Origin of the sequence: Delftia sp. 11MD (assembly GCF_050907895.1) — a bacterium.
Taxonomy (GTDB): Bacteria; Pseudomonadota; Gammaproteobacteria; order Burkholderiales; family Burkholderiaceae_C; genus Comamonas; species Comamonas tsuruhatensis.
Window position 1 is genome coordinate 5,259,714 of record NZ_CP194333.1, and the last position, 21,734, is coordinate 5,281,447.

Genomic DNA, 21,734 nt, shown 5'->3' on the forward strand with positions numbered 1-21,734 from the left:
CACCCCACTTCAAGCGACCGCGGCCACCTCGGCGGCGAGCGCGTCCACCAGCCACTGCGCCTCAGCCACGGCCGGCCGGTGCAGCGGCAGCAGCGCATGGACCTGGAAGGGAATGGAAAACGCCAGCGGCCGCACCACCAGCTGCGGCCCGGCGCAGACTCGCGCCGTCAGCGGATTGACGATGGCCACGCCCAGGCCATGCTGGACCATGGCGCAGACCGCCACGGCGCTGTGGGTCTCCAGGTGCAGCTGGCGCTGCACGCCGGCCTGCTCGAACACGGCATCGATCTGCTGGCGATAGGGGTCGTCTCGCGCCAGGCTGATGAAGCCCTCCCCCGCAAAGTCGCCCGCCTCCAGCACCGGGCGGGCCGCCAGCGCATGCCCTGCCGGCAGCACGGCCACCTCGTCCATGGCGGGCAAAGCCAGAGCACGCGTGCCGGGCGGCGCCTCGGCCAGTTCGGCCAGGCCCAGGTCGTAGCGCTGGGCGGCCATCCACTCCTGCAGCAGCGGCGCCTCCTGCGTGGCCACGCTGACGGCCACGGGGCCGTGCTCCGCATGCAGGCGCGCCAGCGCTGCAGGCAGCAGCGCATGGCTGAGGGCGGGCAGGCACAGCACGTTGATGCGCGCCTGGTGCGGACGCCCCAGGGCCAGCGCATGCTCCACCACCCGGTCCAGCCCCTGCCAGCTGCGCTGCACCTCGGCCCACAGCGACAGGGCGCGTGCCGTGGGCCGCAGCCGGCCCTGGGCGCGCTCGAACAGCGCATAGCCCAGCAGGCTTTCCAGGCGCGCCAGTTCGCGGCTGACGGTGGGCTGGGAGCTGTACAGCATCTGCGCCGCCGCCGTGGCGCTGCCGCTGAGCATGAGCGCGCGAAACACCTCCAGGTGGCGATGGGAGATGCGGGGCTCGGGGGACGTGTGCGGCAGCGCGGGGTCTTGCATGGCAAGAGCATATCCAAATCAAATAGACACCATAAGAACAAGCATTGGACTGAATACCCTCCATCCGCCATCATGCGCGGCAGTTCCCCTGAAAGAGACACCATGTCCAATCCCTTCTCGCCCGCCCAGCTCTGGGCCCTGGCCGACCAGCACGGCACGCCGCTGTGGGTCTATGACGCCGCCACCATCCGCGCGCGCATCGCCCAGCTCAAGGCCTTCGACACCATCCGCTTTGCGCAGAAGGCCTGCTCCAACATCCACATCCTGCGGCTGATGCGCGAGCAGGGCGTGAAGGTGGACGCCGTCTCGCGCGGCGAAATCCTGCGCGCGCTGGCCGCCGGCTACGCGGCCGGCCATGGCGACGACCTGCACAGCGACATCGTGTTCACCGCCGACGTGATGGACGAGGCCACGCTGGCCTGCGTGGCCGAGCACAAGGTGCCCGTGAACGCCGGCTCCATCGACATGCTGCACCAGCTGGCCCAGGCCTCGCCCGGCCATCCCGTGTGGCTGCGCATCAACCCCGGCTTCGGCCACGGCCACAGCAACAAGACCAACACGGGCGGCGAGCACAGCAAGCACGGCATCTGGCACAGCGACCTGCTGGCGGCGCTGCAGGCCATCCGCGACGGCGGCCTGAAGCTGGCCGGCCTGCACATGCACATCGGCTCGGGCGTGGACTACGGCCACCTGCAGCAGGTCTGCGGCGCCATGGTCGAGCTGGTGCGCGCCACCCGCCAGGCAGGCCATGACCTGCAGGCCATCTCGGCCGGCGGCGGCCTGTCCATTCCCTACCGCGATGGCGACGCCACCATCGACACCGCCCACTACCACGGCCTGTGGGATGCGGCACGCAAGGACGCCGAGGCCATCGTGGGCCACGCGCTGGGCCTGGAGATCGAGCCGGGCCGCTTCCTGGTGGCCGAATCGGGCGTGCTGCTGGGCCAGGTGCGCGCCACCAAGAACGCGGGCAGCAACCATTTCGTGCTGGTCGATACGGGCTTCAACGAACTGATGCGCCCCTCCATGTACGGCAGCTGGCACGGCATGGAAGTGCTGCGCCGCGACGGCCAGGCCATGCCCCTGCGCGATGCCGTGGTCGCCGGCCCGCTGTGCGAATCGGGCGACGTTTTCACCCAGGGCGACGGCGGCGTGGTGCTGCCGCGCGCGCTGGCAGGCGCAGCGGTCGGCGACCTGCTGGTCATCCATGACACGGGCGCCTATGGCAGCTCCATGTCCAGCAACTACAACACGCGCCCGCTGGCCGCCGAGGTGCTGGTCGACGGCGACAGCGCGCGCCTCATCCGCCGCCGCCAGACGGTGGAGGAACTGCTGGGCCTGGAGCTGGGCCTGTAACTGGGCCTGTAACTGGGCATGTAGCGCGCCAGGCGCCAGGATTTCTGACGCAAAAAAGCCCCGGGGCCTTCCAGCTCCGGGGCTTTTTCATCGCCGGGCCGCCCCAAGATGAAAAGCGGCCCCCTCGGGGGGCAGTGGACCTTGCGCAGCAAGGGGAGCGTGTGGGCCATTTTTCATGGACACCGAAGAATCACTCGCCGCGCGGATCGCGCGCCATCAAGTGCTGCACGGCCTCGGCCGCCTGCAGCCGGCCGTCCAGCAGCTCGACCACGGTTTCGGTGATCGGCATCTCCACGTTCAGCAGCCGCGCGCGCGCCAGCACGGTGCGCGCGCTGTACACGCCCTCGGCCACATGGCCCAGCGAGGCCACGGCCTGCTCCAGCGTGCGGCCCTGGGCCAGCAGCAGGCCCACCTTGCGATTGCGCGACAGATCGCCCGTGGCCGTCAGCACCAGATCGCCCAGGCCGGACAGGCCCATGAAGGTCTCCACCCGCGCGCCCAGGGCCAGGCCCAATCGCGTCATCTCGGCCAGGCCGCGCGTGATCAGCGCGGCGCGGGCGTTCAGGCCCAGCTGCAGGCCGTCGCACAGGCCGGTGGCAATGGCCAGCACGTTCTTCACGGCGCCGCCCACTTCCACGCCCACGATGTCGGCGTTGGCGTAGACGCGCATGGCATCGCCATGGAAGGCCGCGACCAGGGCGTCATTGACCTCGGCATGCCGGCTGGCCGCCACCAGGGCCGTGGGCTGGTGGCGCGCCACCTCGGCCGCAAAGCTGGGGCCGCTGAGCACACCGCACAGCAGATCGGGCGCCACCTCGGCGCAGACCTCGTGCGCCATCAGTCCATGGGCGGCGGCCGACGCGCCTGCGGGCACGGCCTCGAAGCCCTTGCACAGCCACACCACGGGCGCCCGCACATTGCGCAGGCGGCCCAGCCATTCGCGCAAGGCCGCCATGGGCGTGCCGATCACGATCAGGTCTGCCGCAGCCAGATGGCCGTCGATCTCGCCATGCACCACCTGCAGCGCGGCAGGCAGCGCCACGCCCGGCAGGTAGCGCGCGTTCTCGCCGCTGTCCCGCATGGCCTGCGCCTGGGCAGCGTCGCGCGCCCACAGCGTCACGACACGTCCGTCATCGCGCGAGGCCGCGCTCATTGCCAGCGCCGTGCCCCAGGCGCCTGCACCAATCACCACAATGTTCATATCTGCCCGACGTTGAAGAAGCGACGTTGATGAAAAAAAGAGGCCCTCGGGCCTCTTTTCTTGTACCACAGCGATGCGACGCGCCTGGGCGCAAGTCTCATCGGCCGGGATGGGACCGGCTTACTGCGGCAGCGAGTTGCCGTCCGCCTGGGCGGCTGCCTGCTGCTGCTCGTACATGGCCTGGAAGTTGATCTCGGCCAGGTGCACGGGCGGGAAGCCGGCGCGGGTGACCACGTCGGCCACGTTGCCGCGCAGGTAGGGATAGATGATCTGGGGGCAGGCAATGCCGATCACGCCACCCATCTGGTCTTCGGGCACGTTGCGGATCTCGAAGATGCCGGCCTGCTTGGCCTCGACCAGGAACACGGTCTTGTCCTGGATCTTGGTCTGCACGGTGGCCGTCACGGCCACTTCGTAGATGCCTTCGGCCACGGGAGTCGCCTCGACGCCGAGCTGGATGTCCACGCTGGGCTGCTCCTGCTCCAGCAGGATGGCGGGCGAATTGGGCTGCTCCAGCGACAGGTCCTTGAGGTAGACGCGCTGGATCTGGAAGACGGGAGTGTCCTGTTCGGCCATGGAATCAGTCTTTCTGGGCAAAAAACCCTGGCACGGCGGCCAGGGCATCAAAAAAATCACCAACAAAATGCCCGCTGCCAATAGGTTGCGCAGCGGGCACCTGGGCCTGCATTATGCAGTGCCCGTGTTTCAGCTTTGCAGCATGGGCACCAGGCCACCGTCGGCGTCCAGCGCCATCAGGTCGTCGCAGCCGCCCACATGGTGGTCGCCGATGAAGATCTGGGGCACCGTACGGCGGCCCGTGCTCTGCATCATCACGTCACGCGCGGCAGGGTCGGTATCGATGCGGATCTCTTCGATCTGCTCCACGCCCTTGGACTTGAGGATCTGCTTGGCCCGGATGCAATAGGGGCAGACAGCGGTGGTGTACATCTTCACGGCTTGCATATGCGACTTTCTTCGAGTGGGCGGCTTGCCGGCTGCAGGCGCCGGGGACGCGGCGCAGCGGCTTCCATCGTGATCAACTGGAGGCGCTTCAGGCCTTTTCAACCGGCATGCCGGCATCACGCCAGGCCTTCAGGCCACCGGCCAGGGCCTGGGCCTTTTCGTAGCCCAGCTTCTTCGCAATGCCTTCGGCACGCGAGGCGCGGTTGCCCTTGGTGCAGATCAGCACCAGCGGCAGGGCCTTGTTCTTCACGGTGGCAGGCAGCTTTTCCTCGAACTGGCCCAGCGGCACATTCTTGGCGCCATTGGCATGGGCGGCCGCGTACTCCTCGGGCTCGGAGACATCGATGACCACGGCCTTTTGGCGGTTGATCAGTTGCACGGCCTGCGCCGCCGTCAGCGAGCCGCCGCCTGCGCCGCGCACCAGGGGCAGCAGCAGCATCACGCCGGAAGCCAGCGCGATCAGGATCAAATACCAGTTATCGATGATGAATTTCACGTCATTCCTTGGGTTGGCAAACCTGTCAATTCTAGAATGCTGGCTTTTGCCCCCGCGACAGCCCAGCTTTGTCGCATCGAGAGACTTAGAAAGCCGCCATGTACAAGCTCGTGCTGATCCGCCACGGTGAATCCACCTGGAACCTCGAAAACCGCTTCACCGGCTGGACCGATGTGGACCTGACCGCCACCGGCGTCGAACAGGCCAAGAACGCCGGCCGCCTGCTCAAGGCCGAAGGCTACGACTTCGACCTGGCCTTCACCAGCGTGCTCAAGCGCGCCACGCGCACGCTGTGGCACACGCTGGACGAAATGGACCGCACCTGGCTGCCCGTGCAGCACAGCTGGCGCCTGAACGAGCGCCACTACGGCGGCCTGCAGGGACTGAACAAGGCCGACATGGCCAAGCAATACGGCGACGCCCAGGTGCTGGTCTGGCGCCGCAGCTACGACACGCCCCCGCCGGCCCTGGAGCCCCAGGACCCGCGCAGCGAGCGCAGCGACGTACGCTACGCCCAGCTGGACCCCAGCCAGGTGCCGCTGACCGAATGCCTGAAGGACACGGTCGCGCGCGTGCTGCCGTTCTGGAACGAGTCCATCGCGCCCGCCATCCTGTCCGGCAAGCGCGTCGTGGTTGCCGCGCATGGCAACTCCATCCGCGCGCTGATCAAGTACCTGGACGGCATCTCGGATGACGCCATCGTCGGCGTCAACGTGCCCAACGGCATTCCGCTGGTCTACGAGCTGGATGCCAATCTCAAGCCCATTCGCCACTACTACCTGGGCGATGCCGAGGCTGCCGCCAAGGCGGCTGCCGCCGTGGCCGCACAGGGCAAGGCTTGAGCCTGACCCGCCTGAGGTGAGCGCCTGCTACGGAAATTGCGCTTGCTGCGCCGTTTTTAGGGAACCACGCGGGCGCTTGCCTTTCCAAGCGGGTGTATATTGACGCGGTTAAAGGGGTGATATGGGCCAGAAAATCAAAATTGCCGGCTGGGTTTCCGTAGGCGTAATCGCCGGAGCACTGACCACGGTTTCCTTGCAGACCGTGGCCCGCGGTGCCATGACCCCGCTGCCGCTGGAGGAAATCCAGCAGCTGTCCGCCGTCTTCGGCCTGATCAAGACCGACTATGTCGAGTCGGTCGATGACAAGAAGCTGATCACCGATGCCATCTCCGGTATGGTGTCCAGCCTCGATCCGCATTCGCAGTACTTCGACAAGAAGTCCTACAAGGAATTCCGCGAAGGCACCTCGGGCCGTTTCGTCGGCGTGGGCATCGAGATCACGCAGGAAGACGGCCTGATCAAGGTTGTCTCGCCCATCGAAGGCTCCCCCGCCTTCCGCGCCGGCCTCAAGACCGGCGACCTGATCACCAAGATCGACGACACGGCCGTCAAGGGCCTGTCGCTCAACGACGCCGTCAAGCGCATGCGCGGCGAGCCCAACACCAAGGTGCAGCTGACCATCCTGCGCAAGGATGAAAGCCGCAGCTTCCCCGTGACCATCACGCGCGAGGAAATCAAGACGCAATCCGTCAAGGGCAAGGTCATCGAGCCCGGCTACGGCTGGATTCGTCTGAGCCAGTTCCAGGAACGCACGGTGGACGACTTCGTGCGCAAGGTCGAAGAGCTGTACAAGCAGGAACCCAACATGAAGGGCCTGGTTCTGGACCTGCGCAACGACCCGGGCGGCCTGCTGGACGCGGCCGTCGCCATCTCGGCAGCCTTCCTGCCGCCCGATGTGACCGTGGTGTCCACCAACGGCCAGCTGGCCGAGAGCAAGGAAACCTACAAGGCCTCGCCCAGCTTCTATGCCCGCCGCGGCATGGGAGACCCGCTGCAGCGCCTGCCCGCCTCGCTCAAGAAGCTGCCGCTGGTGGTGCTGGTCAACGAAGGCTCGGCATCGGCCAGCGAAATCGTGGCCGGCGCCCTGCAGGACCACAAGCGTGCGGTCATCATGGGCAGCCAGACCTTCGGCAAGGGCTCGGTGCAGACCGTTCGCCCGCTGGGTCCCGACACGGGCCTGAAGCTGACCACGGCCCGCTACTACACGCCCAGCGGCAAATCCATCCAGGCCAAGGGCATCGTTCCTGACGTGATGGTGGACGAGACCCCTGAAGGCGATCTGTTCGCTGCCCTGCGCATGCGCGAGGCCGACCTGGAAAAGCACCTGTCCAGCGGACAGGGCGCCGAAGTCAAGGACGAAGTGCGCGAGAAGGCCCGCGAGGAAGCCCGCAAGCGCCTGGAGGAAGAGGCCAAGAAGCCCCTGGCCGAGCGTCGCCTGCCCGAGTTCGGCACCGAAAAGGACTTCCAGCTGCAGCAGGCGCTCAACCGCCTCAAGGGCCAGCCCGTCATGGTCAGCAAGACCCTGACCGAGCGCGAGCCCGAAAAGAAGGAAAACTGAAGAGCGCGGACCGGGTCCGCGCTCCCACCAAGCCGGGCCCGCGCCCGGCTTTTTCACGTCTGGAGACGCGAATGAACGACGATCAACTGCTGCGCTACTCGCGCCACATCCTGCTGGACGAGATCGGCATCGAAGGCCAGGAGCGCATCCTGGCAGCGCATGTGCTCATCATCGGCGCAGGCGGCCTGGGCGCGCCTGCCTCGCTGTACCTGGGCTCGGCCGGCATCGGCCGCATCACCCTGGTGGACGACGATGCCGTGGACATGACCAACCTGCAGCGCCAGATTGCCCACACCACCGATCGCGTGGGCCAGCCCAAGGTGCACTCCATACGCACGGCCGTGCATGCCATCAACCCCGGCATCCGCATTGATTGCCGCCAGCAGCGCGCAGACGATGCCCTGCTCGACGAGCTCGTGCCCCAAGCCACGGTGGTGCTGGACTGCACGGACAACTACCGCACGCGCCACATGATCAACGCGGCCTGCGTGCGGCACAAGGTGCCCCTGGTGGCGGGGGCGGCCATCCGCCTGGACGGCCAGCTCATGGTGATGGACCCACGCGACGAGAACTGCGCCTGCTATGCCTGCGTATTCCCGCCGGAGGCGCAGTTCGAGGAAGTGCAGTGCTCGACCATGGGCGTCTTCGCCCCCGTGGTCGGCGTCATGGGCACGCTGCAGGCGGCCGAAGCCCTCAAGCTGATCGCGGGTTTTGGCACGCCTGCAACAAACCGCCTGACCATGTTCGACAGCCGCAGCCTCGATTGGAGTAGCATGCAAACCACCCGTGTGCCGGACTGTCCCGTTTGCGGCAACAAGGCGTAGGAATCGGCTGACTTCCAGGCCGATCCCCCACTGGCACAATCGCCCGCTGTCGCGCAGGACAATGAAGGCCGGGTTCCGCCGGACTCCGATTGCCATCCGCGTCCCTATTGGATACAGCCGTGAAATTGCGCACCTATCTTGTTGAAGACAACCCTACGATCCGCGAGAACCTGATCGCCACGCTCGAGGAACTCGCCGATGTCGAGGCCGTGGGCATCGCCGAGACGGAAAGCGCGGGGACGGACTGGCTTCAGCAGAACCCCGATGCATGGGATCTGGCCATCGTCGACCTGTTCCTGCGCCAGGGCAGCGGCCTGGGTGTGCTCACCGCCTGCCGCGAGCGCCAGCCGCACCAGAAGATCGTGGTGCTCAGCAACTACGCCACCCCTGACATCCGCAGCCGCTGCGCCCAGCTCGGCGTGGATGCGGTCTTCGACAAGTCCAATGAGATCGATGCACTCATGGACTATTGCATGAATATCGACGCCGCATCGCTCAATCAACTCAAAACAGCCTGAACCCAAAACACGGCATTTTTACTCTCCATCAAAGAAAAAGGCTGCACGACTTGATAATCGTGCAGCCCGTATTTTCTATTGACTGGAAATCAGTCGATCAGCCGGTTTTTCAGCGCGTAATACGTGAGATCGCTGTTGGATGACAATCCCATTTTCTCCATAAGCCGCGTGCGATAGGTACTGACCGTCTTCACGCTCAGCGAGAGCGATTTCGCAATATCACCTGCCGTTTCGCCGCGCGCGAGTTTGAGGAAGACCTGGAACTCACGCTCGGACAGCTGTTCATGCGCTGGCGCGTCATCCTTGCGGTTGAGCTGCTGGGCCAGCAGGTCGGCCACGGCCGGCGTCAGGTAGCGGCGGCCCAGGGCCACGGTGCGGATGGCCTCGGCAATCTCCTGGGGATCGCATTCCTTGTTCAGGTAGCCGCTGGCGCCCTGCCGGATCAGGTTGATCGCGTAGTGCTCCTCGGGATATCCGCTCAGGATCAGGATGCCCATGTCCGGGGCCTTGGCCCGCAGCATGGCCAGCGCATCGATGCCGCTTTGCCCGGGCATGGACAGGTCCATCAGCAGCACGTCGATCTCGTGGGCTCGGACCAGGTCGATGGCCTCCCGGCCATTGGCGGCCTCACCGACTACACGCAGGTCCACATGTTCCGAGAGAAACTGACGCAGACCCGAGCGCACAATTGCATGGTCGTCCACAATGCCGATTCTGATCATGAATACCTCTTTTTCGGGGGACCAGCAGGAACGCCGGTCGTGCAAACAATATATGGTAACGGCCGGGGCAGGAACTGCTCCGGCTGCCGATAACACGAATTATGCAGAATATCGGCGAAGATCTTGTAGGTGAGAGGATGCTTATGCGTTGGATAAATTTCCGAAGAATTGCGATCAGCCTGGCATTTGCCATCGTTGCGGCCGTGCTGCTTGTCAGCATTAACGAGGCCAGCTACAAGCGCTCGACCAAGGCGCTGGAGGCCATGACCCAGACCCAGGCGACCCGCTCGGAAATCAGCCAACTGCTGCGGTTGATGCTCGATGCAGAGACCGGCCTGCGCGGCTACCTGCTCACGGGGGAGGAGCGCTACCTGGAGCCCTACAGCAAGGCGATCACGGCCATCAACTACAACATGGACGAGTTGCGCCAGATCTTCATCTACGACCCCCAGGAACTGGCCATCTTCACGCCGCTGGCCCGCCAGGTCGAGCGCAAGATGAGCGAGATGGAGTTGAGCCTGCGCCTGTACCGCCAGGGCAACGAGGAAGCCTGGCGCTTCGTCATGTTCACGGACGTGGGCATGGAGAACATGGACGCCATCCGGGACTACACCGGCAAGCTGCTGTCAGGCATAGACGAGCGCTCGGCCAAGAACCTGCAGGATATCGAGCACACGCTGTCGCTGTCGCGCATAGGCATTGCCACGGTGACCGCGCTGGGCGTGCTGGGCTTTTTCATGTACCTGCGCCAGGCCCACGCGCTGCAGCAGGCCCATCAGCGCGAGCAGGAAATCCAGCGTGACGAGCGCAACCGCCTTGAAGCCCTGGTGCGCGAACGCACGGCCACGCTGACGGAGCTGGCCAACCACTTGCAGCAGGTGCGCGAGGATGAGCGCGGCCACCTGGCGCGCGAGCTGCACGATGAACTGGGCTCGCTGCTGACGGCGGCCAAGCTCGATGTGGCCCGGCTCAAATCCAAGATCGACCTCAGCGCCCCCGACGTGGGAGAGCGCGTCAGCCATCTGGTGGAGACGCTCAACAGCGGCATTGCCCTCAAGCGCCGCATCATCGAGGACCTGCGTCCTTCGTCACTGTCCAACCTGGGCCTGACCACGGCGCTGGAAATCCTGGCACGCGAATTCGGCGAACGCAGCGGCATCGAGGTCACAGCGAACCTGGAACAGGTGGAGCTGCCGGAGTCGACCCAGCTCACGGTCTACCGCATCGTGCAGGAGTCGCTGACCAATATCGGCAAGTACGCCAAGGCCAGCCACGTACTGGTCTCCGTGCACAACTACCCGACCTATGTGACGGTGCAGATCCAGGACGATGGCGAGGGCTTCGAGACCTCGGCCATGCGCCCCAACTCCCACGGGCTGGCCGGCATGCGCCATCGCGTGGAGGCGGCAGGCGGGCGGCTGACCGTCTCCTCCGAACTGGGCAAGGGCACGGCCATCTCCGCCGTCATTCCGCTGAGCCCGGCATCCGCCTGACCACGACGCATCGCCTGCACGCACAACCCCTGCCCGGCACCGCCCTGGCAGGGGTTTTTCTTGATGGGCACTGCGGGCCGGCGCTTTTCCTACACCCACCCCCTGCCTAACCCTGACGCCATGCCACGCCGGGCACCGTCAATCCGGCCTCGGGCGGCTCGGTACAGTCAATCGCATGGGAACAGCACTCGGCTCCTGACAGCCAGATGCCGTTTCTTGGCAACGAACAACCAAGGAGTTCTACATGCTGCACTACGCCATCGTGTTTTTCGTGATCGCTCTCGTCGCCGCCATCTTCGGCTTTGGCGGAATTGCGGCAGGTGCTGTAGGCATCGCCAAGATCCTGTTCTATATTTTCGTGATCATGGCTGTAGTCACCTTTGTGATGAGCCTGATCAAGAAGTAGCGGCGGCGCCGCCTTCAGCCACCTGCCAGCCCAAGCCCGCCTCCGGCGGGCAGCCAGCCCGGCAGCCCGACCGCCTTTCCCATTCATGCAAGTTTTGAGGAGATAGAACCAATGAGCCAAGCCGAGAAAGCCGTGAACAAAGCCGCCGATACCGCCAAGGACGTTGCCCAGGACGTAGCAGACACTGCCAAGGAAGCCGTCAACACCACGCGCCGCACTGCAGCAAATGCTCTGGACAAGGCCGAGGAAGGCGTGAAGTCCATCGAGCGTGAACTGAATCCCGTTATCGACGACCTCGCGGCACGTGCCCAGGAACTGGCCACGCGCGGAATCAACTTCTGCGCCGACAGCTCCGACCGCGCCCGCCGCCAGCTGCAATCTGCCACGGAAGCCACCACGCGCTACGTCATCGAGCAGCCTGGCCGCTCCATGCTGCTGGCAGCAGCCACGGGCGCAGCCCTGGCCACCGCGTTCTTCATGAGTTCCCGCTCGCGCAAGTGAGCTGCAGCCCAGCCCCCGAGTTCCCTCGACTACCGTTTCCCTCCATTTCTTGTCCAAGAAAGAACTGACCATGCAAAAGTACACCCGTGCCATCGCTTTCGCTCTCGTCGCCGGCGCCACCGTGCTCGGCACCACCGCCTGCTCAGTGGCCCGCGACCAGCAGACCGTGGGTTCGTATGTGGATGACGCCGGCATCACCACTGCCGTGAAGGCCAAGATGGCAGAGGACAAGAGCGTCTCGGCCACCTCCATCAGCGTCGAGACCCTGAACGGCACGGTGCAACTGTCGGGCTTTGCCAAGTCGGAGTCGGAAAAGGCCCGCGCTGCCGAGATCGCACGCACCACCAAGAACGTGCGCGAAGTGCGCAACAGCATCGTGGTTCGCCCCTGATGCAGGCCCCCATGGGGCCATCGAAAGGCCGGTGTCATCCGGCCTTTTTTCATTGCAGGGCCACCCCGGTGAAAACCACCCTTGGGGGAATCTGACCTTGCAGCGCCAGGGCGACATGGGAATCATTTTTCATGACGCCAGGGCATACGGCGTAAAGTGACCGACATGCGAGTTTTCAACTGCGATGCCTGCGGCCACCCGGTTTTCTTCGACAGCGTTCAATGCGTGCACTGCGGCGCCACCCTGGCCTTCCTGCCAGAGCGACTGCATGTGGCTTGCCTGCGACCGGTTTCCGGCGCGCGGGACAGCGCGCTGTGGGAGAGCCTGTCCTCCCTGGGCGCAGGCAAGCCGCCAGGCCGCCTCTACAAGATGTGCAGCCACCGGGGACCTGTGGGCCAGTGCAACTTCGCCCTGCCCGCCGACGACCCCCACGCGCTGTGCGAATCCTGCCGCCAGACACGCTGGCTGCCCGATCTGTCAGACCCGGCCAATGCCTTGCGCTGGACCAAGATCGAGGCGGCCAAGCGCCAGCTGTTCTATACGCTGGCCCGCCTGGGCCTGGGCCCCAGGCCTGGAGAGGACGGGCCGCGCTTCGAACTGCTGGCCGACCTGCCCGGGCAGGCGCCGGTGATGACCGGCCATGCCAACGGCACCATCACGCTGAACGTGGTGGAGGCCGACGATGCCGAGCGTGCCCGGCGCCGCCAGGCGCTGCATGAGCCCTACCGGACGCTGGTGGGCCATCTGCGCCATGAGTCCGGCCACTTCTTCTGGGACAGGCTGGTGGTGGGCGCGGGCCGTATCGAGGAATTCCGCCGCCTGTTCGGCGACGAGCGCCAGGACTATGCCCAGGCCCTGCAGAACTACTACGCACGCAGCCCGCTGGATGGGCAGTGGCGCGACAACTTCGTCAGCGCCTATGCCACCTCCCACCCGTGGGAAGACTGGGCCGAAAGCTGGGCCCATTACCTGCACATGGTGGATCTGCTGGAGACTGCGGCCAGCTATGGCACCTGCATCACCTTGCCAGGAGGCGCAGGCACGGCGGCGGGCATGGGAACGCCGGCCGCGCTGTGCGTGCAGGACCCGTTCGCGGTCCCTGCCCGGCCAGACTTCGGCACCATGCTGGACCAGTGGGTGCCGCTGACGCTGCTGACCAACAGCCTCAACCGCAGCCTGGGCCACGGGGATGCCTATCCGTTCGCTCTTTCAATGGGCGCGCGGCGCAAGCTGGAATTCGTGCATGCGGCCGTGAATGCAAGTGCCGCCACGCAGAGCGCCTGATATCGTGAACTCGTCATGGGGGCGGGCCAAGGCGCCTGGCCGGCCTCCCTCTCTCAAGGAGCGCGATTGGCCTGCACCTTCTCAAGCAGTCGCGTGCGCACGTTGGGCGAGACGAACTTGTCGATCTCGCCATCCAGCGTGGCGATCTCGCGCACGAAGGTGCTGCTGATGAACTGGTAGCGGTCGCTGGGCGTGAGGAAGACGGTTTCCACCTCGGGCATCAGCGTGCGGTTCATGCCGGCAAGCTGAAACTCGTAGTCGAAGTCGGTGACCGCACGCAGGCCGCGCACCATGGCCTTGCCGCCGCGCTCGACCACGAAGTCGCGCAGCAGGCCATGAAAGCTCTCGACCTGGACATGGGGATAGATGGACACGGCCTCGCGCACCATCTCCATGCGCTCCTCGAGATTGAACATGGTCTTCTTGTGGTGGCCCGCCGCCACGGCGACGATGACGTGGCTGAACAGCTGGGTCGCGCGGCGCACCACGTCTTCATGACCCAGCGTGATCGGATCGAAAGTTCCGGGATAGACGGCAATCACGTCGTGGCTCATGGCGTTCACTTTCCTTGGCTGCGCGTGCCCTGGTCCGGCACGGATGGCGCATTATGCATTGCACTGCAGCATGGCCCGTCGGCTGCGCGACAGCCGCATTCCTGCGCTGGAACACGGCTGCGGCGCCAGCCTACTCGTCCTGCGCGGCCTTGCGCAGCAGATGGGCGTGGACGGCACCCGCCTTGAGATGGCGGAACAGCTGCAGGCCGCCAGCCTCGGCCAGTTGCTCCTCGGTCCAGGCCTGGGGCGCCTCCAGATAGACATAGCCCTGGGCGGAGACGGCCAGCGCAGCGGCCTTCAGCGCAGGCTCGAACAGCTCGGCATGGTCGAACGGCGGATCGATCAGCACCAGGTCCAGCGTGCCCGGCGCCACCTGGCGCAGGCAGCCGATGCCATCGCCGCGCAGCACGCGCACGGACTGGGCGTCCAGGCGCTCGCGCAGGCGCTGCAGCTGCAGCACCAGGGCGGCGTCCTGCTCGTTCATCAGCACGCTGGTCGCGCCGCGCGATGCGGCCTCGAAGCCCAGCGCACCCGTGCCCGCGAAGGCGTCCAGGCAGTGCCAGCCCGTCAGGTCCTGGCCCAGCCAGTTGAACAGGGTCTCGCGCACGCGGTCCGGCGTGGGGCGCAGGCCCGGGCGCTGCGCCACGGGCAGACGCGTGCGGCGCCACTGGCCGCCGATGATGCGGACCTCGCCCGCACCCGAGGGTGCCGGCTTGCCCGCCTTTGCCTTTGCGGCCGGCGCTGCGGCAGGCGCCTTGGGCGCCGCGGCCTCGGCCGTGGCCTTTTCCAGCCAGCGCTTGCCGGCAGGGGTATGCAGTTTGATGCTGTTGCGGCTCATTGCTTGCCTCCCACAACGACGGTCACCATGCGATCGGGCTGCAGCATGCGCTGCATGGCCTCGCGCACATCACGCACGGTCAGCGCCTGCACGCGCTCGGTCCAGTGCTCCAGATAGTCCAGCGGCAGGCCGTTCCACGCGATGTTGGCCACATTGCCCAGCAGCTTGCGGTTGCTGTCGATGCGCAGCGCAAAGCCGCCGATCAGATTGTCCTTGGCGGCCTTGAGCTCCTTCTCGGTCGGGCCGTCGGCGACAAAGCGGCGCAGCGTGTCCTGCGACACCTTCAAGGCCTCGGCCGCCTGGTCGGGGCGTGTCTGCAGGGCGATCGTGAAGGCCCCCGCGTCCAGGCCTGGCGAGAAGTCGCTGTAGACGCTGTAGCTCAGGCCGCGCTTTTCGCGCACTTCCTCGGTCAGCCGCGAGGTGAAGCCGCCGCCGCCCAGGATGTGGTTGCCCACGAGCACGGCCATGAAGTCCGGGCTGTTGCGTGCAATGCCGGGCTGGGCGATCAGCACCTGCGCCTGGGCCGAGGCGAAGGGGATGTTCTCGTTGACCGGCGCCTTGAGCGCCTGCACCTTGGGCAGGTCGGGCAGCGGAGCGCAGGCACTGGCGTCCTGGCCCTGGGCCGCCTGCAGCGGAGCCAGCAATTGCTGCACCAGCTGGTCGGCCTGCTCGCGGCTGACGGCGCCGACGATGCTGACCTTGGCACGGCAGGCGGCGATCAGCCGGCGGTGGAAGGACTGCATGTCCGACAGGTCGATGCGCGACAGGCTCTCGGCCGTGGCACGCGCACCGTAGGGGTGGGTGCCGAACACGCCCTGGCTCAGGGCCTTGCCGGCCACCGTTCCGGGGCGCGTGTCCGATTCCTTGATGGCCGCAGTCCAGCGCTCGCGCTCGCGCAGCCACACATCCTGCGGCCAGCTGGGGCTGGCGATCTGGCGCGCGGCCAGGGCCACGGCGCGCTGCAGCAGCGCAGGCTCGGTCAGGGAGCGCAGCCCGTAGCTGAAGCTGTCGCGGCCCGCCTGGGCGCCAAAGCTGGCACCCAGATCGGCCCAGGCCTGGCCCAGGCCGTTTTCATCGAGAGCAGGCGCGCTGCCCTGGGCCGTGACGCCCTTGGACGCCATCAGCGCCACGGCGCTGGCCAGGCCGACCTGATTGGCGGGATCGCGCCGGCTGCCGGCGTCGAAATCCATCTGCACATCGACCATGGGAATGCCCGGGCTGTCCACCAGCCAGACCTGCGCCCCGCTGGGCTGGGTCCAGTGCTGGATGGGCAGCAAGGCCCATGCGGACGTGGCGCCAAAGCCCAGGCCCACGCTTGCCAGCACGGAGCTGGCCACCATCTTTTTCATGTTCTTCATCTTCACTCCAGCGTGCTTCGGGGGCATCAATGCAGGGGTCCGCCAATGCCGGCACCCGCGTCGGTGCGGCGGGGCTTGCCGCCTTCAGGCAGGGGCTGCGGCACCAGGGTGCCCACCGTGAGCTGGTCATCGCCAAAGTACTTGGCCGCCACGCGCTTGACGTCATCGGGCGTGATGGTGCGAAGCTGGGCCAGCAACTGGTCTTCCGCATCCAGCGGCATGCCCTGTATCCAGTAATTGCCCAGGCTCTGGGCCTGGCCCATGACCGAGTCGCGCTCATAGACATTGGAGGCCATCCATTGCGTCTTCACGCGCTCCAGTTCGGCAGGCTCGACGCCCTCCCTGGCGACCTTGGCCACTTCGGCGCGCAGCGCGGCCTCGACCTCGGCCGCAGTCTTGCCGGTGGCGGGCACGCCCGTCAGCATGAACAGGCCGGGGCCGCGGCTCATGAGCGACATGGAGCTGCCCGCGCCGTCGGCCACGCGGCCTTCGCCCTGGACCAGGGCCCGCTCCAGGCGGGCGCCGTCATAGCCGTCGAGCACGGCCGAGAGCACCAGCAGCGCCAGCGCATCGCGGTCATCGGCCTGCAGATCGCTGACGCGCGTCAGCGAGGGCGCACGGAAGGCCAGGGCCACCAGGGCCTGCTCGGCCGGCTGCTTGACCTCGATGCGGCGGATGCCGATCTGCGCAGGCTCGGTGCGCGGCTTGCGCACCGGCACGGCGCGTGCGGGAATGCTGCCGTAGTACTTCTCTGCCCAGGCGCGGACCTTGGCAACGTCCACATCACCGGCAATGACGACGGTGGCATTGCCGGGCACATACCAGCGGCTGTGGAAATCGCGCACGTCGCCGGGCGTCAGGGCGTCCAGATCGCTCATCCAGCCGATCACGGGCCGGTGGTAGGGCGAGGCCATGAAGGTCGCCGCCATCAGTTGCTCCATGAGCACGGCGCGCGGCTGGTCCTCGGTGCGCATGCGGCGCTCTTCCTTGATGACCTCGATCTCCTTCTTGAACTCGCTGTCGGGCCAGTGGTTGTTGGCGAAGCGGTCGGATTCGAGCTTCATCACTTCCTCCAGCCGGCTGGACGGAATCTGCTGGTAGTAGCCCGTGTAGTCGCGGCTGGTGAAAGCGTTCTCCTGGCCGCCCAGGGCCGCCACCCGGCGCGAGAACTCGCCGGGCGCCACCTTGCGCGAGCCCTTGAACATCATGTGCTCGAGCGCGTGGGCCACGCCCGAGGTGCCGTCGACCTCGTCGATGGCGCCCACGCGCACCCAGACCATGTGCACGGCCGTGGGCGCGCGCCGGTCGGGCTGCACGATGAGCTGCATGCCGTTCTTCAGGGTGAATTGCTGCGCTGCTGTGGCGGACCGCTGGCCACCTGCGGCCTGGCTGGCCACCGTCTGCAGCAGTGACGAAGGGGAGGAAGAGGATGCATCCGGGGCTGCCAAAGCAGCCCCGGTGCCCATGCAGGCCATTAAGCCCAGGAGGGTGAGTGCATGTTTCATAGAATGCTGTGATTCTAAGAACCTGCCGATGTTCAGTTTTTTCAAGAAAAAGCCCACCCCCTCCTCCGCCGAGATTTCCCCGGCGGACAGCAGCGCCGCGCCTGAAGAGGCCGGCATTCCCGCAACCCCGCCGCAGGACCGCGCCCCAGACCTGCCCCCTGGCACGCCTGCCCCACCGGCCGCAGCCGACACCGGCAGCGCCTGGTGGCGCAAGCCCTTCGGCGGCGGCAAGGGCGATGCCGCCCCGCCTGCCGCACCCGCTGCACCCACTGCTGCTGCTTCCACGCTCGCGCCTGCCGACTTCATTGCCGCACCCGAGCCCACGGCCAAGCCCGAAGCCGAAGGCGCCAGCCGCCAGAACTGGATGCAGCGCCTCAAGGCCGGACTGCGCAAGACCGGCAGCAGCATCGCCACGGTCTTCACCGGCACGCAGATCAACGATGCGCTGTACGAAGAGCTGGAAGACGCCCTGCTGATGGCCGACACCGGCGTCAAGGCCACCGAGCACCTGCTCACCGACCTGCGCCGCCGCGTCAAGGAAGCCAAGGCCACCGACCCCGCCGCCGTCAAGGCGCTGCTGGCCGATGCACTGGCCGACCTGCTGCGCCCGCTGGAAAAGCCGCTGATCATCGGCGAGCACCAGCCTACCGTGGTCATGGTCGCTGGCGTCAACGGCGCAGGCAAGACCACCTCCATCGGCAAGCTGACCAAGCATCTGGCCGACGAAGGCCAGAGCGTGCTGCTGGCTGCCGCCGACACCTTCCGCGCCGCCGCGCGCGAGCAGCTCGGCGTCTGGGCCAACCGCAACACGGTGGAGATCGTCAGCCAGGAAGGCGGTGATCCTGCAGCCGTGAGCTTTGATGCCGTCACCGCCGGCCGCGCCCGCAAGAAGGATGTGGTGCTGGTGGACACGGCGGGCCGCCTGCCCACCCAGCTGCACCTGATGGAAGAGCTGCGCAAGATCCGCCGCGTGGTCACCAAGGCCGATGCCACGGCACCGCACGAGGTGCTGCTGGTCATCGACGGCAACACCGGCCAGAACGCGCTGGCCCAGGTGCGCGCCTTTGACGATGCACTGCAGCTCACGGGCCTGATCGTCACCAAGCTCGACGGCACGGCCAAGGGCGGCGTGCTGGCCGCCATTGCCCAGGAACGGCCGATCCCCGTGTACTTCATCGGCGTGGGCGAAAAGGTCGAGGACCTGGAGACCTTCAACGCCAGGGAATTCGCGCAGGCGCTGCTGTCCTGAGGCCACCCGGCACACCACCACCCAAAGGAGCGCGCTGCGCTCCTTTTTTCATGGGCATGCGAGCGCAGCGAAGGCCCAGGCACGCAGGCACGCAGGCACGCAGGCATGCAAGCATGCAGGCAAGGGTTTTCCCTTGATTCGAATCAAGCCGCAGGTTTTATGCTTTGCATTGATTTATAAGAAGAACGTTGTTTTATACAAGAAACAATCGATAGCCCTCAGGCATTTCTTTTGCTTGTACCTGCCTTGCCTTGTTCCCCGGAGTTCCCCATGAAAGCCCCCACCTTGCTCGGCGCTGCCGCCCTGCTGGCAGCAGCCGCATGCCAGAGCGCCCTGGCCCAGGATGCCGCCGCCCAGCAGCAGCTGGCTGCCAAGCCTTTCACCATCGTCGCGCCCTTTCCGCCCGGCGGCCCGGTCGATGCGCTGGCCCGCCTGCTGTCCACGGGATTGGCCGAGCGCTACAAGCAGACCTCGGTGGTGGAGAACAAGCCCGGGGCCAACGGCAATATCGGCATCGACATGGTCAAGCGTGCCGCGCCGGACGGCCATACGCTGCTGGTCGTGCCCCAGGGCAACCTGACCATCAATCCCACGCTGCTGGCCAGGCCCGGCTACAGCGTGGAGGCGGACTTTGCGCCCGTGGCCTCGCTGGCCAAGGCGGCCAATGTGATCGCCGTGCACCCTGGCGTACCCGCCAAAACGGTGCAGGAGCTGGTGGCCCTGTCCAAGGCCAGGCCGGCCACCATCAGCTATGCCTCGCCCGGCGTGGGCTCCAGCCTGCATCTGGCCGGCGAGCTGTTCAAGCAGCAGACCGGTGCCGACATCCTGCACGTGGCCTACAAGGGCACGGCGCCCGGCCTCAACGATGTGCTGGGCGGCACGGTGCCGATGATCGTGGGCAATGTGCCCGCGCTGCTGCCGCATGTGCAGTCGGGCAAGCTGCGCGCGCTGGCCGTGACCGACCCGGCGCGCAGCAAGTACCTGCCCGAGGTGCCCACGCTGGCCCAGGCGGGCGTACCGGGCATTGCCATCTCGTCCTGGTACGGCGTGATGGCGCCAAAGAAGACGCCACCGGCCGTGCTCAAGCAGCTGGAAAAGGATATTCAGGAGATCTTCAACACGCCGGCCGTGGTCAGGCAGCTGGACCTGCAGGGGATCGAGCCCTGGGTGGTCACGGGCAGCGCCTTCGGCGAGCTGATCCGCAAGGAGACAGCGACCTGGGTGCCCGTGATCAAGGCCGCCAACGTCACGCCGCAGTGATGCGGGGCGCGGCGGCCCTTTCTGCAGTGTCCGCCACGTCCCGGGTCGAGACCTGGGAGCGCAGCCACTGCGCATAGTCGGCCATGCAGCGCTCGGTGCGCATGGTGATCTGCGGCACGCTGTAGCTGTGCCCGGCGCGCAGCAGCCGGGCCAGGCGCTCCAGCACGTCGGGCAGGGTCTTGCAGACCAGGCGCCACTCGGGCGTGGCGTGCATCTCGCCGTCCCACACGTAGTGCGAGGTGATGGCCTCCACCTGCACGCAGGCCGCGGCCTGCTGCTGCACCAGGCTGCGCGCCAGATGGGCGGCCTCCTCGGCACTGGGGACGGTGGTGGCCACCACGCACAGCGTGGACCAGGGCGAGGCGGGGTTCTTGGCGGAAGTCATGGAGGCGTAGTCTACGGTTGCGTGCTGCAGGCCGGTACTGGCCCTTGCGGCGTCAGGCCATCAGCCCCTTTTGCCGCGCCTGCAGCCGCGCCAGGCCCAGCAGCGCATCGGTGAACGGGGTGTCCACGCCGCACAGCTGCCCCATTTCGCGCACCGCGCCCACCAGGGCATCGAGTTCCACGGGCTTGCCCGCTTCCACGTCCTGCAGCATGGAGGTCTTGAAGGCGCCCAGCTTGAGCGTGACCGCATGGCGGTCTTCGGGCGATTCGTTGATGGGCAGGCCGATGCGCGCGCCGATCTCCTTGGCCTCCAGCATCACGCGCGTGATCAGGCCGCGCACCAGGTCGTCGCCCAGGATGCGGTCCGAGGTGGCGCCCGTCAGCGCGCTGACGGGGTTGACGGTCATGTTGCCCCAGAGCTTGTACCAGGCGTCGCGCTGGATGTTGTCGGAGACCTTGGCCTCGATGCCGCCACGCTGCAGCAGTTGGGCCAGTGCCGCCAGGCGCGGCGTGGGCGGCTGGCCGGGTCCGTCGGCCAGGGGCTCGCCCAGGATCAGGCTGTTGCCGAAGTGCCGGCGCACCACGCCGGGCGCATCGTTGGAGCAGCTGGCATGGACCACCGAACCCAGCACCTGGCCCAGCGGGATGGCTTGCGCAATGCGGCCTTCAGGGTCCACGGCTTTCAGCTGCCTGCCGCGCACGCTGGCATCGACACCGCCGTGCAGGAACCACCAGGGCACGCCGTTCATGGCCGTGAGCACCACGGTCTGCGGGCCGATCAGCGGGGCGATGCGCTCGGCCACATCGGGCATGCCCGGCGCCTTGACGGAGATGATGACCAGGTCCTGCACGCCCAGGGCGGCCGGGTCCTGTTCGGCACGCAGCGCGAAGTGCTCGCGCTGCTCGCCGTGCACCAGGGTCAGGCCCTGGGTGCGCAGGGCCTGCAGCGCGGCGCCGCGCGCCACGGCGCTGAGCTGGCAGCCGGCGCGGGCCAGGGCCGCGCCCATCCAGCCGCCGATGGCACCGGCGCCGAAGATGCAGGCCTTGTCGAATGAAATGCTTGTCTGTTCCATGGTCATGCGCGGGAAGCTC

The 21,734-nt window shown here is 66.8% G+C and carries 24 protein-coding genes; 12 read left to right on the forward strand and 12 right to left on the reverse strand.

The window, feature by feature from the left end; translation table 11 throughout:
* Positions 1-9 precede the first annotated feature (9 nt).
* Positions 10-939 (reverse strand): LysR family transcriptional regulator, encoded by a 930-nt coding sequence (locus tag ACRSCF_RS24075; RefSeq protein WP_151019307.1) that lies wholly within the window; start codon positions 937-939, stop codon positions 10-12.
* 102 nt (positions 940-1,041) lie between these two features.
* On the opposite strand from ACRSCF_RS24075, the gene lysA reads away from it, so the two are divergent.
* Positions 1,042-2,295, forward strand: a complete 1,254-nt coding sequence (gene lysA, locus ACRSCF_RS24080) for a diaminopimelate decarboxylase (protein WP_046239501.1) — start codon at positions 1,042-1,044, stop codon at positions 2,293-2,295.
* A 190-nt stretch (positions 2,296-2,485) separates the two neighbouring features.
* Here the strand turns inward: lysA and ACRSCF_RS24085 are convergent, their stop codons facing one another.
* The 4 genes from ACRSCF_RS24085 to ACRSCF_RS24100 all read right to left on the reverse strand — a co-directional run bounded on the left by ACRSCF_RS24085 (position 2,486) and on the right by ACRSCF_RS24100 (position 4,955).
* Positions 2,486-3,496, reverse strand: a complete 1,011-nt coding sequence (locus ACRSCF_RS24085) for an NAD(P)H-dependent glycerol-3-phosphate dehydrogenase (RefSeq protein ID WP_016454153.1) — start codon at positions 3,494-3,496, stop codon at positions 2,486-2,488.
* A gap of 120 nt (positions 3,497-3,616) precedes the next feature.
* Positions 3,617-4,072 (reverse strand): protein-export chaperone SecB, encoded by a 456-nt coding sequence (gene secB / locus ACRSCF_RS24090; RefSeq protein WP_013803924.1) that lies wholly within the window; start codon positions 4,070-4,072, stop codon positions 3,617-3,619.
* Between the two features lie 129 nt (positions 4,073-4,201).
* A complete protein-coding gene (grxC, locus tag ACRSCF_RS24095) occupies positions 4,202-4,459 on the reverse strand; it encodes a glutaredoxin 3 (RefSeq protein ID WP_016449064.1) in 258 nt (85 codons plus the stop codon).
* An 88-nt stretch (positions 4,460-4,547) separates the two neighbouring features.
* A complete protein-coding gene (locus ACRSCF_RS24100) occupies positions 4,548-4,955 on the reverse strand; it encodes a rhodanese-like domain-containing protein (protein ID WP_016449065.1) in 408 nt (135 codons plus the stop codon).
* Between the two features lie 98 nt (positions 4,956-5,053).
* On the opposite strand from ACRSCF_RS24100, the gene gpmA reads away from it, so the two are divergent.
* The 4 genes from gpmA to ACRSCF_RS24120 all read left to right on the forward strand — a co-directional run bounded on the left by gpmA (position 5,054) and on the right by ACRSCF_RS24120 (position 8,697).
* Positions 5,054-5,797, forward strand: a complete 744-nt coding sequence (gpmA, locus tag ACRSCF_RS24105; RefSeq protein ID WP_034366077.1) for a 2,3-diphosphoglycerate-dependent phosphoglycerate mutase — start codon at positions 5,054-5,056, stop codon at positions 5,795-5,797.
* A 121-nt stretch (positions 5,798-5,918) separates the two neighbouring features.
* Positions 5,919-7,355, forward strand: a complete 1,437-nt coding sequence (locus ACRSCF_RS24110) for a S41 family peptidase (RefSeq protein WP_016449067.1) — start codon at positions 5,919-5,921, stop codon at positions 7,353-7,355.
* A gap of 71 nt (positions 7,356-7,426) precedes the next feature.
* Positions 7,427-8,179: a HesA/MoeB/ThiF family protein gene (locus ACRSCF_RS24115; protein ID WP_034366075.1), complete on the forward strand. Its 753-nt coding sequence runs from the start codon at positions 7,427-7,429 to the stop codon at positions 8,177-8,179.
* 119 nt (positions 8,180-8,298) lie between these two features.
* The gene (locus ACRSCF_RS24120) at positions 8,299-8,697 is read left to right on the forward strand and encodes a response regulator (RefSeq protein ID WP_013803928.1); all 399 of its coding nucleotides are present in this window, start codon (positions 8,299-8,301) and stop codon (positions 8,695-8,697) included.
* Between the two features lie 89 nt (positions 8,698-8,786).
* Here ACRSCF_RS24120 and ACRSCF_RS24125 read toward each other — a convergent pair whose 3' ends face one another.
* A complete protein-coding gene (locus ACRSCF_RS24125) occupies positions 8,787-9,419 on the reverse strand; it encodes a response regulator (RefSeq protein ID WP_012203736.1) in 633 nt (210 codons plus the stop codon).
* Between the two features lie 143 nt (positions 9,420-9,562).
* Between ACRSCF_RS24125 and ACRSCF_RS24130 the strand changes: the two genes are divergently transcribed.
* The 5 genes from ACRSCF_RS24130 (at position 9,563) to ACRSCF_RS24150 (ending at position 13,494) form a co-directional block, all read left to right on the forward strand.
* On the forward strand, positions 9,563-10,912 hold the full coding sequence (locus ACRSCF_RS24130; RefSeq protein WP_016449069.1) for a sensor histidine kinase: 1,350 nt from the start codon (positions 9,563-9,565) through the stop codon (positions 10,910-10,912).
* A gap of 244 nt (positions 10,913-11,156) precedes the next feature.
* The gene (locus tag ACRSCF_RS24135; protein ID WP_013803930.1) at positions 11,157-11,318 is read left to right on the forward strand and encodes a DUF1328 domain-containing protein; all 162 of its coding nucleotides are present in this window, start codon (positions 11,157-11,159) and stop codon (positions 11,316-11,318) included.
* 111 nt (positions 11,319-11,429) lie between these two features.
* Complete coding sequence (locus ACRSCF_RS24140) at positions 11,430-11,819, forward strand: hypothetical protein (protein WP_016449070.1); 390 nt, start codon at positions 11,430-11,432, stop codon at positions 11,817-11,819.
* A gap of 70 nt (positions 11,820-11,889) precedes the next feature.
* Positions 11,890-12,210 (forward strand): BON domain-containing protein, encoded by a 321-nt coding sequence (locus tag ACRSCF_RS24145; protein ID WP_012203732.1) that lies wholly within the window; start codon positions 11,890-11,892, stop codon positions 12,208-12,210.
* Between the two features lie 165 nt (positions 12,211-12,375).
* On the forward strand, positions 12,376-13,494 hold the full coding sequence (locus ACRSCF_RS24150; RefSeq protein ID WP_016449071.1) for a zinc-binding metallopeptidase family protein: 1,119 nt from the start codon (positions 12,376-12,378) through the stop codon (positions 13,492-13,494).
* Positions 13,495-13,547: 53 nt separating this feature from the next.
* Here the strand turns inward: ACRSCF_RS24150 and coaD are convergent, their stop codons facing one another.
* The 4 genes from coaD to ACRSCF_RS24170 all read right to left on the reverse strand — a co-directional run bounded on the left by coaD (position 13,548) and on the right by ACRSCF_RS24170 (position 17,749).
* The gene (gene coaD / locus ACRSCF_RS24155; RefSeq protein WP_016449072.1) at positions 13,548-14,048 is read right to left on the reverse strand and encodes a pantetheine-phosphate adenylyltransferase; all 501 of its coding nucleotides are present in this window, start codon (positions 14,046-14,048) and stop codon (positions 13,548-13,550) included.
* A 130-nt stretch (positions 14,049-14,178) separates the two neighbouring features.
* Positions 14,179-14,886, reverse strand: a complete 708-nt coding sequence (gene rsmD, locus ACRSCF_RS24160) for a 16S rRNA (guanine(966)-N(2))-methyltransferase RsmD (protein WP_016449073.1) — start codon at positions 14,884-14,886, stop codon at positions 14,179-14,181.
* The gene (locus ACRSCF_RS24165) at positions 14,883-16,244 is read right to left on the reverse strand and encodes a M16 family metallopeptidase (protein ID WP_034366109.1); all 1,362 of its coding nucleotides are present in this window, start codon (positions 16,242-16,244) and stop codon (positions 14,883-14,885) included. The genes rsmD and ACRSCF_RS24165 overlap by 4 nt, the downstream gene beginning before the upstream one ends.
* A gap of 26 nt (positions 16,245-16,270) precedes the next feature.
* Positions 16,271-17,749 (reverse strand): M16 family metallopeptidase, encoded by a 1,479-nt coding sequence (locus ACRSCF_RS24170; RefSeq protein WP_034366071.1) that lies wholly within the window; start codon positions 17,747-17,749, stop codon positions 16,271-16,273.
* 28 nt (positions 17,750-17,777) lie between these two features.
* Here ACRSCF_RS24170 and ftsY point away from each other — a divergent pair, with 28 nt between their 5' ends.
* A complete protein-coding gene (gene ftsY / locus ACRSCF_RS24175) occupies positions 17,778-18,998 on the forward strand; it encodes a signal recognition particle-docking protein FtsY (protein ID WP_016449076.1) in 1,221 nt (406 codons plus the stop codon).
* A 270-nt stretch (positions 18,999-19,268) separates the two neighbouring features.
* A complete protein-coding gene (locus tag ACRSCF_RS24180; RefSeq protein ID WP_096915397.1) occupies positions 19,269-20,258 on the forward strand; it encodes a Bug family tripartite tricarboxylate transporter substrate binding protein in 990 nt (329 codons plus the stop codon).
* Here ACRSCF_RS24180 and cutA read toward each other — a convergent pair.
* Positions 20,245-20,643 carry a divalent-cation tolerance protein CutA gene (cutA, locus tag ACRSCF_RS24185; protein WP_034366069.1) on the reverse strand — a complete coding sequence of 133 codons (399 nt, stop codon included), beginning with the start codon at positions 20,641-20,643 and terminating at the stop codon, positions 20,245-20,247. The genes ACRSCF_RS24180 and cutA overlap by 14 nt on opposite strands.
* A 52-nt stretch (positions 20,644-20,695) precedes the next feature.
* Positions 20,696-21,721 carry a 2-dehydropantoate 2-reductase gene (locus tag ACRSCF_RS24190; RefSeq protein ID WP_244387249.1) on the reverse strand — a complete coding sequence of 342 codons (1,026 nt, stop codon included), beginning with the start codon at positions 21,719-21,721 and terminating at the stop codon, positions 20,696-20,698.
* Between the last annotated feature and the right edge of the window lie 13 nt (positions 21,722-21,734).

Coding starts and splice junctions, on each gene's coding strand:
- coaD (WP_016449072.1), bottom strand. CDS start 14,048: ATGAGCCACGACGTGATTGCCGTCTATCCCGGAACTTTCGATCCGATC.
- ACRSCF_RS24125 (WP_012203736.1), bottom strand. CDS start 9,419: ATGATCAGAATCGGCATTGTGGACGACCATGCAATTGTGCGCTCGGGT.
- ACRSCF_RS24165 (WP_034366109.1), bottom strand. CDS start 16,244: ATGAAGAACATGAAAAAGATGGTGGCCAGCTCCGTGCTGGCAAGCGTG.
- ACRSCF_RS24190 (WP_244387249.1), bottom strand. CDS start 21,721: ATGACCATGGAACAGACAAGCATTTCATTCGACAAGGCCTGCATCTTC.
- ACRSCF_RS24130 (WP_016449069.1), top strand. CDS start 9,563: ATGCGTTGGATAAATTTCCGAAGAATTGCGATCAGCCTGGCATTTGCC.
- cutA (WP_034366069.1), bottom strand. CDS start 20,643: ATGACTTCCGCCAAGAACCCCGCCTCGCCCTGGTCCACGCTGTGCGTG.
- ACRSCF_RS24075 (WP_151019307.1), bottom strand. CDS start 939: ATGCAAGACCCCGCGCTGCCGCACACGTCCCCCGAGCCCCGCATCTCC.
- ACRSCF_RS24110 (WP_016449067.1), top strand. CDS start 5,919: ATGGGCCAGAAAATCAAAATTGCCGGCTGGGTTTCCGTAGGCGTAATC.
- secB (WP_013803924.1), bottom strand. CDS start 4,072: ATGGCCGAACAGGACACTCCCGTCTTCCAGATCCAGCGCGTCTACCTC.
- ACRSCF_RS24150 (WP_016449071.1), top strand. CDS start 12,376: ATGCGAGTTTTCAACTGCGATGCCTGCGGCCACCCGGTTTTCTTCGAC.
- lysA (WP_046239501.1), top strand. CDS start 1,042: ATGTCCAATCCCTTCTCGCCCGCCCAGCTCTGGGCCCTGGCCGACCAG.
- grxC (WP_016449064.1), bottom strand. CDS start 4,459: ATGCAAGCCGTGAAGATGTACACCACCGCTGTCTGCCCCTATTGCATC.
- ACRSCF_RS24145 (WP_012203732.1), top strand. CDS start 11,890: ATGCAAAAGTACACCCGTGCCATCGCTTTCGCTCTCGTCGCCGGCGCC.
- ACRSCF_RS24180 (WP_096915397.1), top strand. CDS start 19,269: ATGAAAGCCCCCACCTTGCTCGGCGCTGCCGCCCTGCTGGCAGCAGCC.
- ACRSCF_RS24170 (WP_034366071.1), bottom strand. CDS start 17,749: ATGAAACATGCACTCACCCTCCTGGGCTTAATGGCCTGCATGGGCACC.
- ACRSCF_RS24140 (WP_016449070.1), top strand. CDS start 11,430: ATGAGCCAAGCCGAGAAAGCCGTGAACAAAGCCGCCGATACCGCCAAG.
- gpmA (WP_034366077.1), top strand. CDS start 5,054: ATGTACAAGCTCGTGCTGATCCGCCACGGTGAATCCACCTGGAACCTC.
- ACRSCF_RS24085 (WP_016454153.1), bottom strand. CDS start 3,496: ATGAACATTGTGGTGATTGGTGCAGGCGCCTGGGGCACGGCGCTGGCA.
- ACRSCF_RS24115 (WP_034366075.1), top strand. CDS start 7,427: ATGAACGACGATCAACTGCTGCGCTACTCGCGCCACATCCTGCTGGAC.
- ACRSCF_RS24135 (WP_013803930.1), top strand. CDS start 11,157: ATGCTGCACTACGCCATCGTGTTTTTCGTGATCGCTCTCGTCGCCGCC.
- rsmD (WP_016449073.1), bottom strand. CDS start 14,886: ATGAGCCGCAACAGCATCAAACTGCATACCCCTGCCGGCAAGCGCTGG.
- ftsY (WP_016449076.1), top strand. CDS start 17,778: ATGTTCAGTTTTTTCAAGAAAAAGCCCACCCCCTCCTCCGCCGAGATT.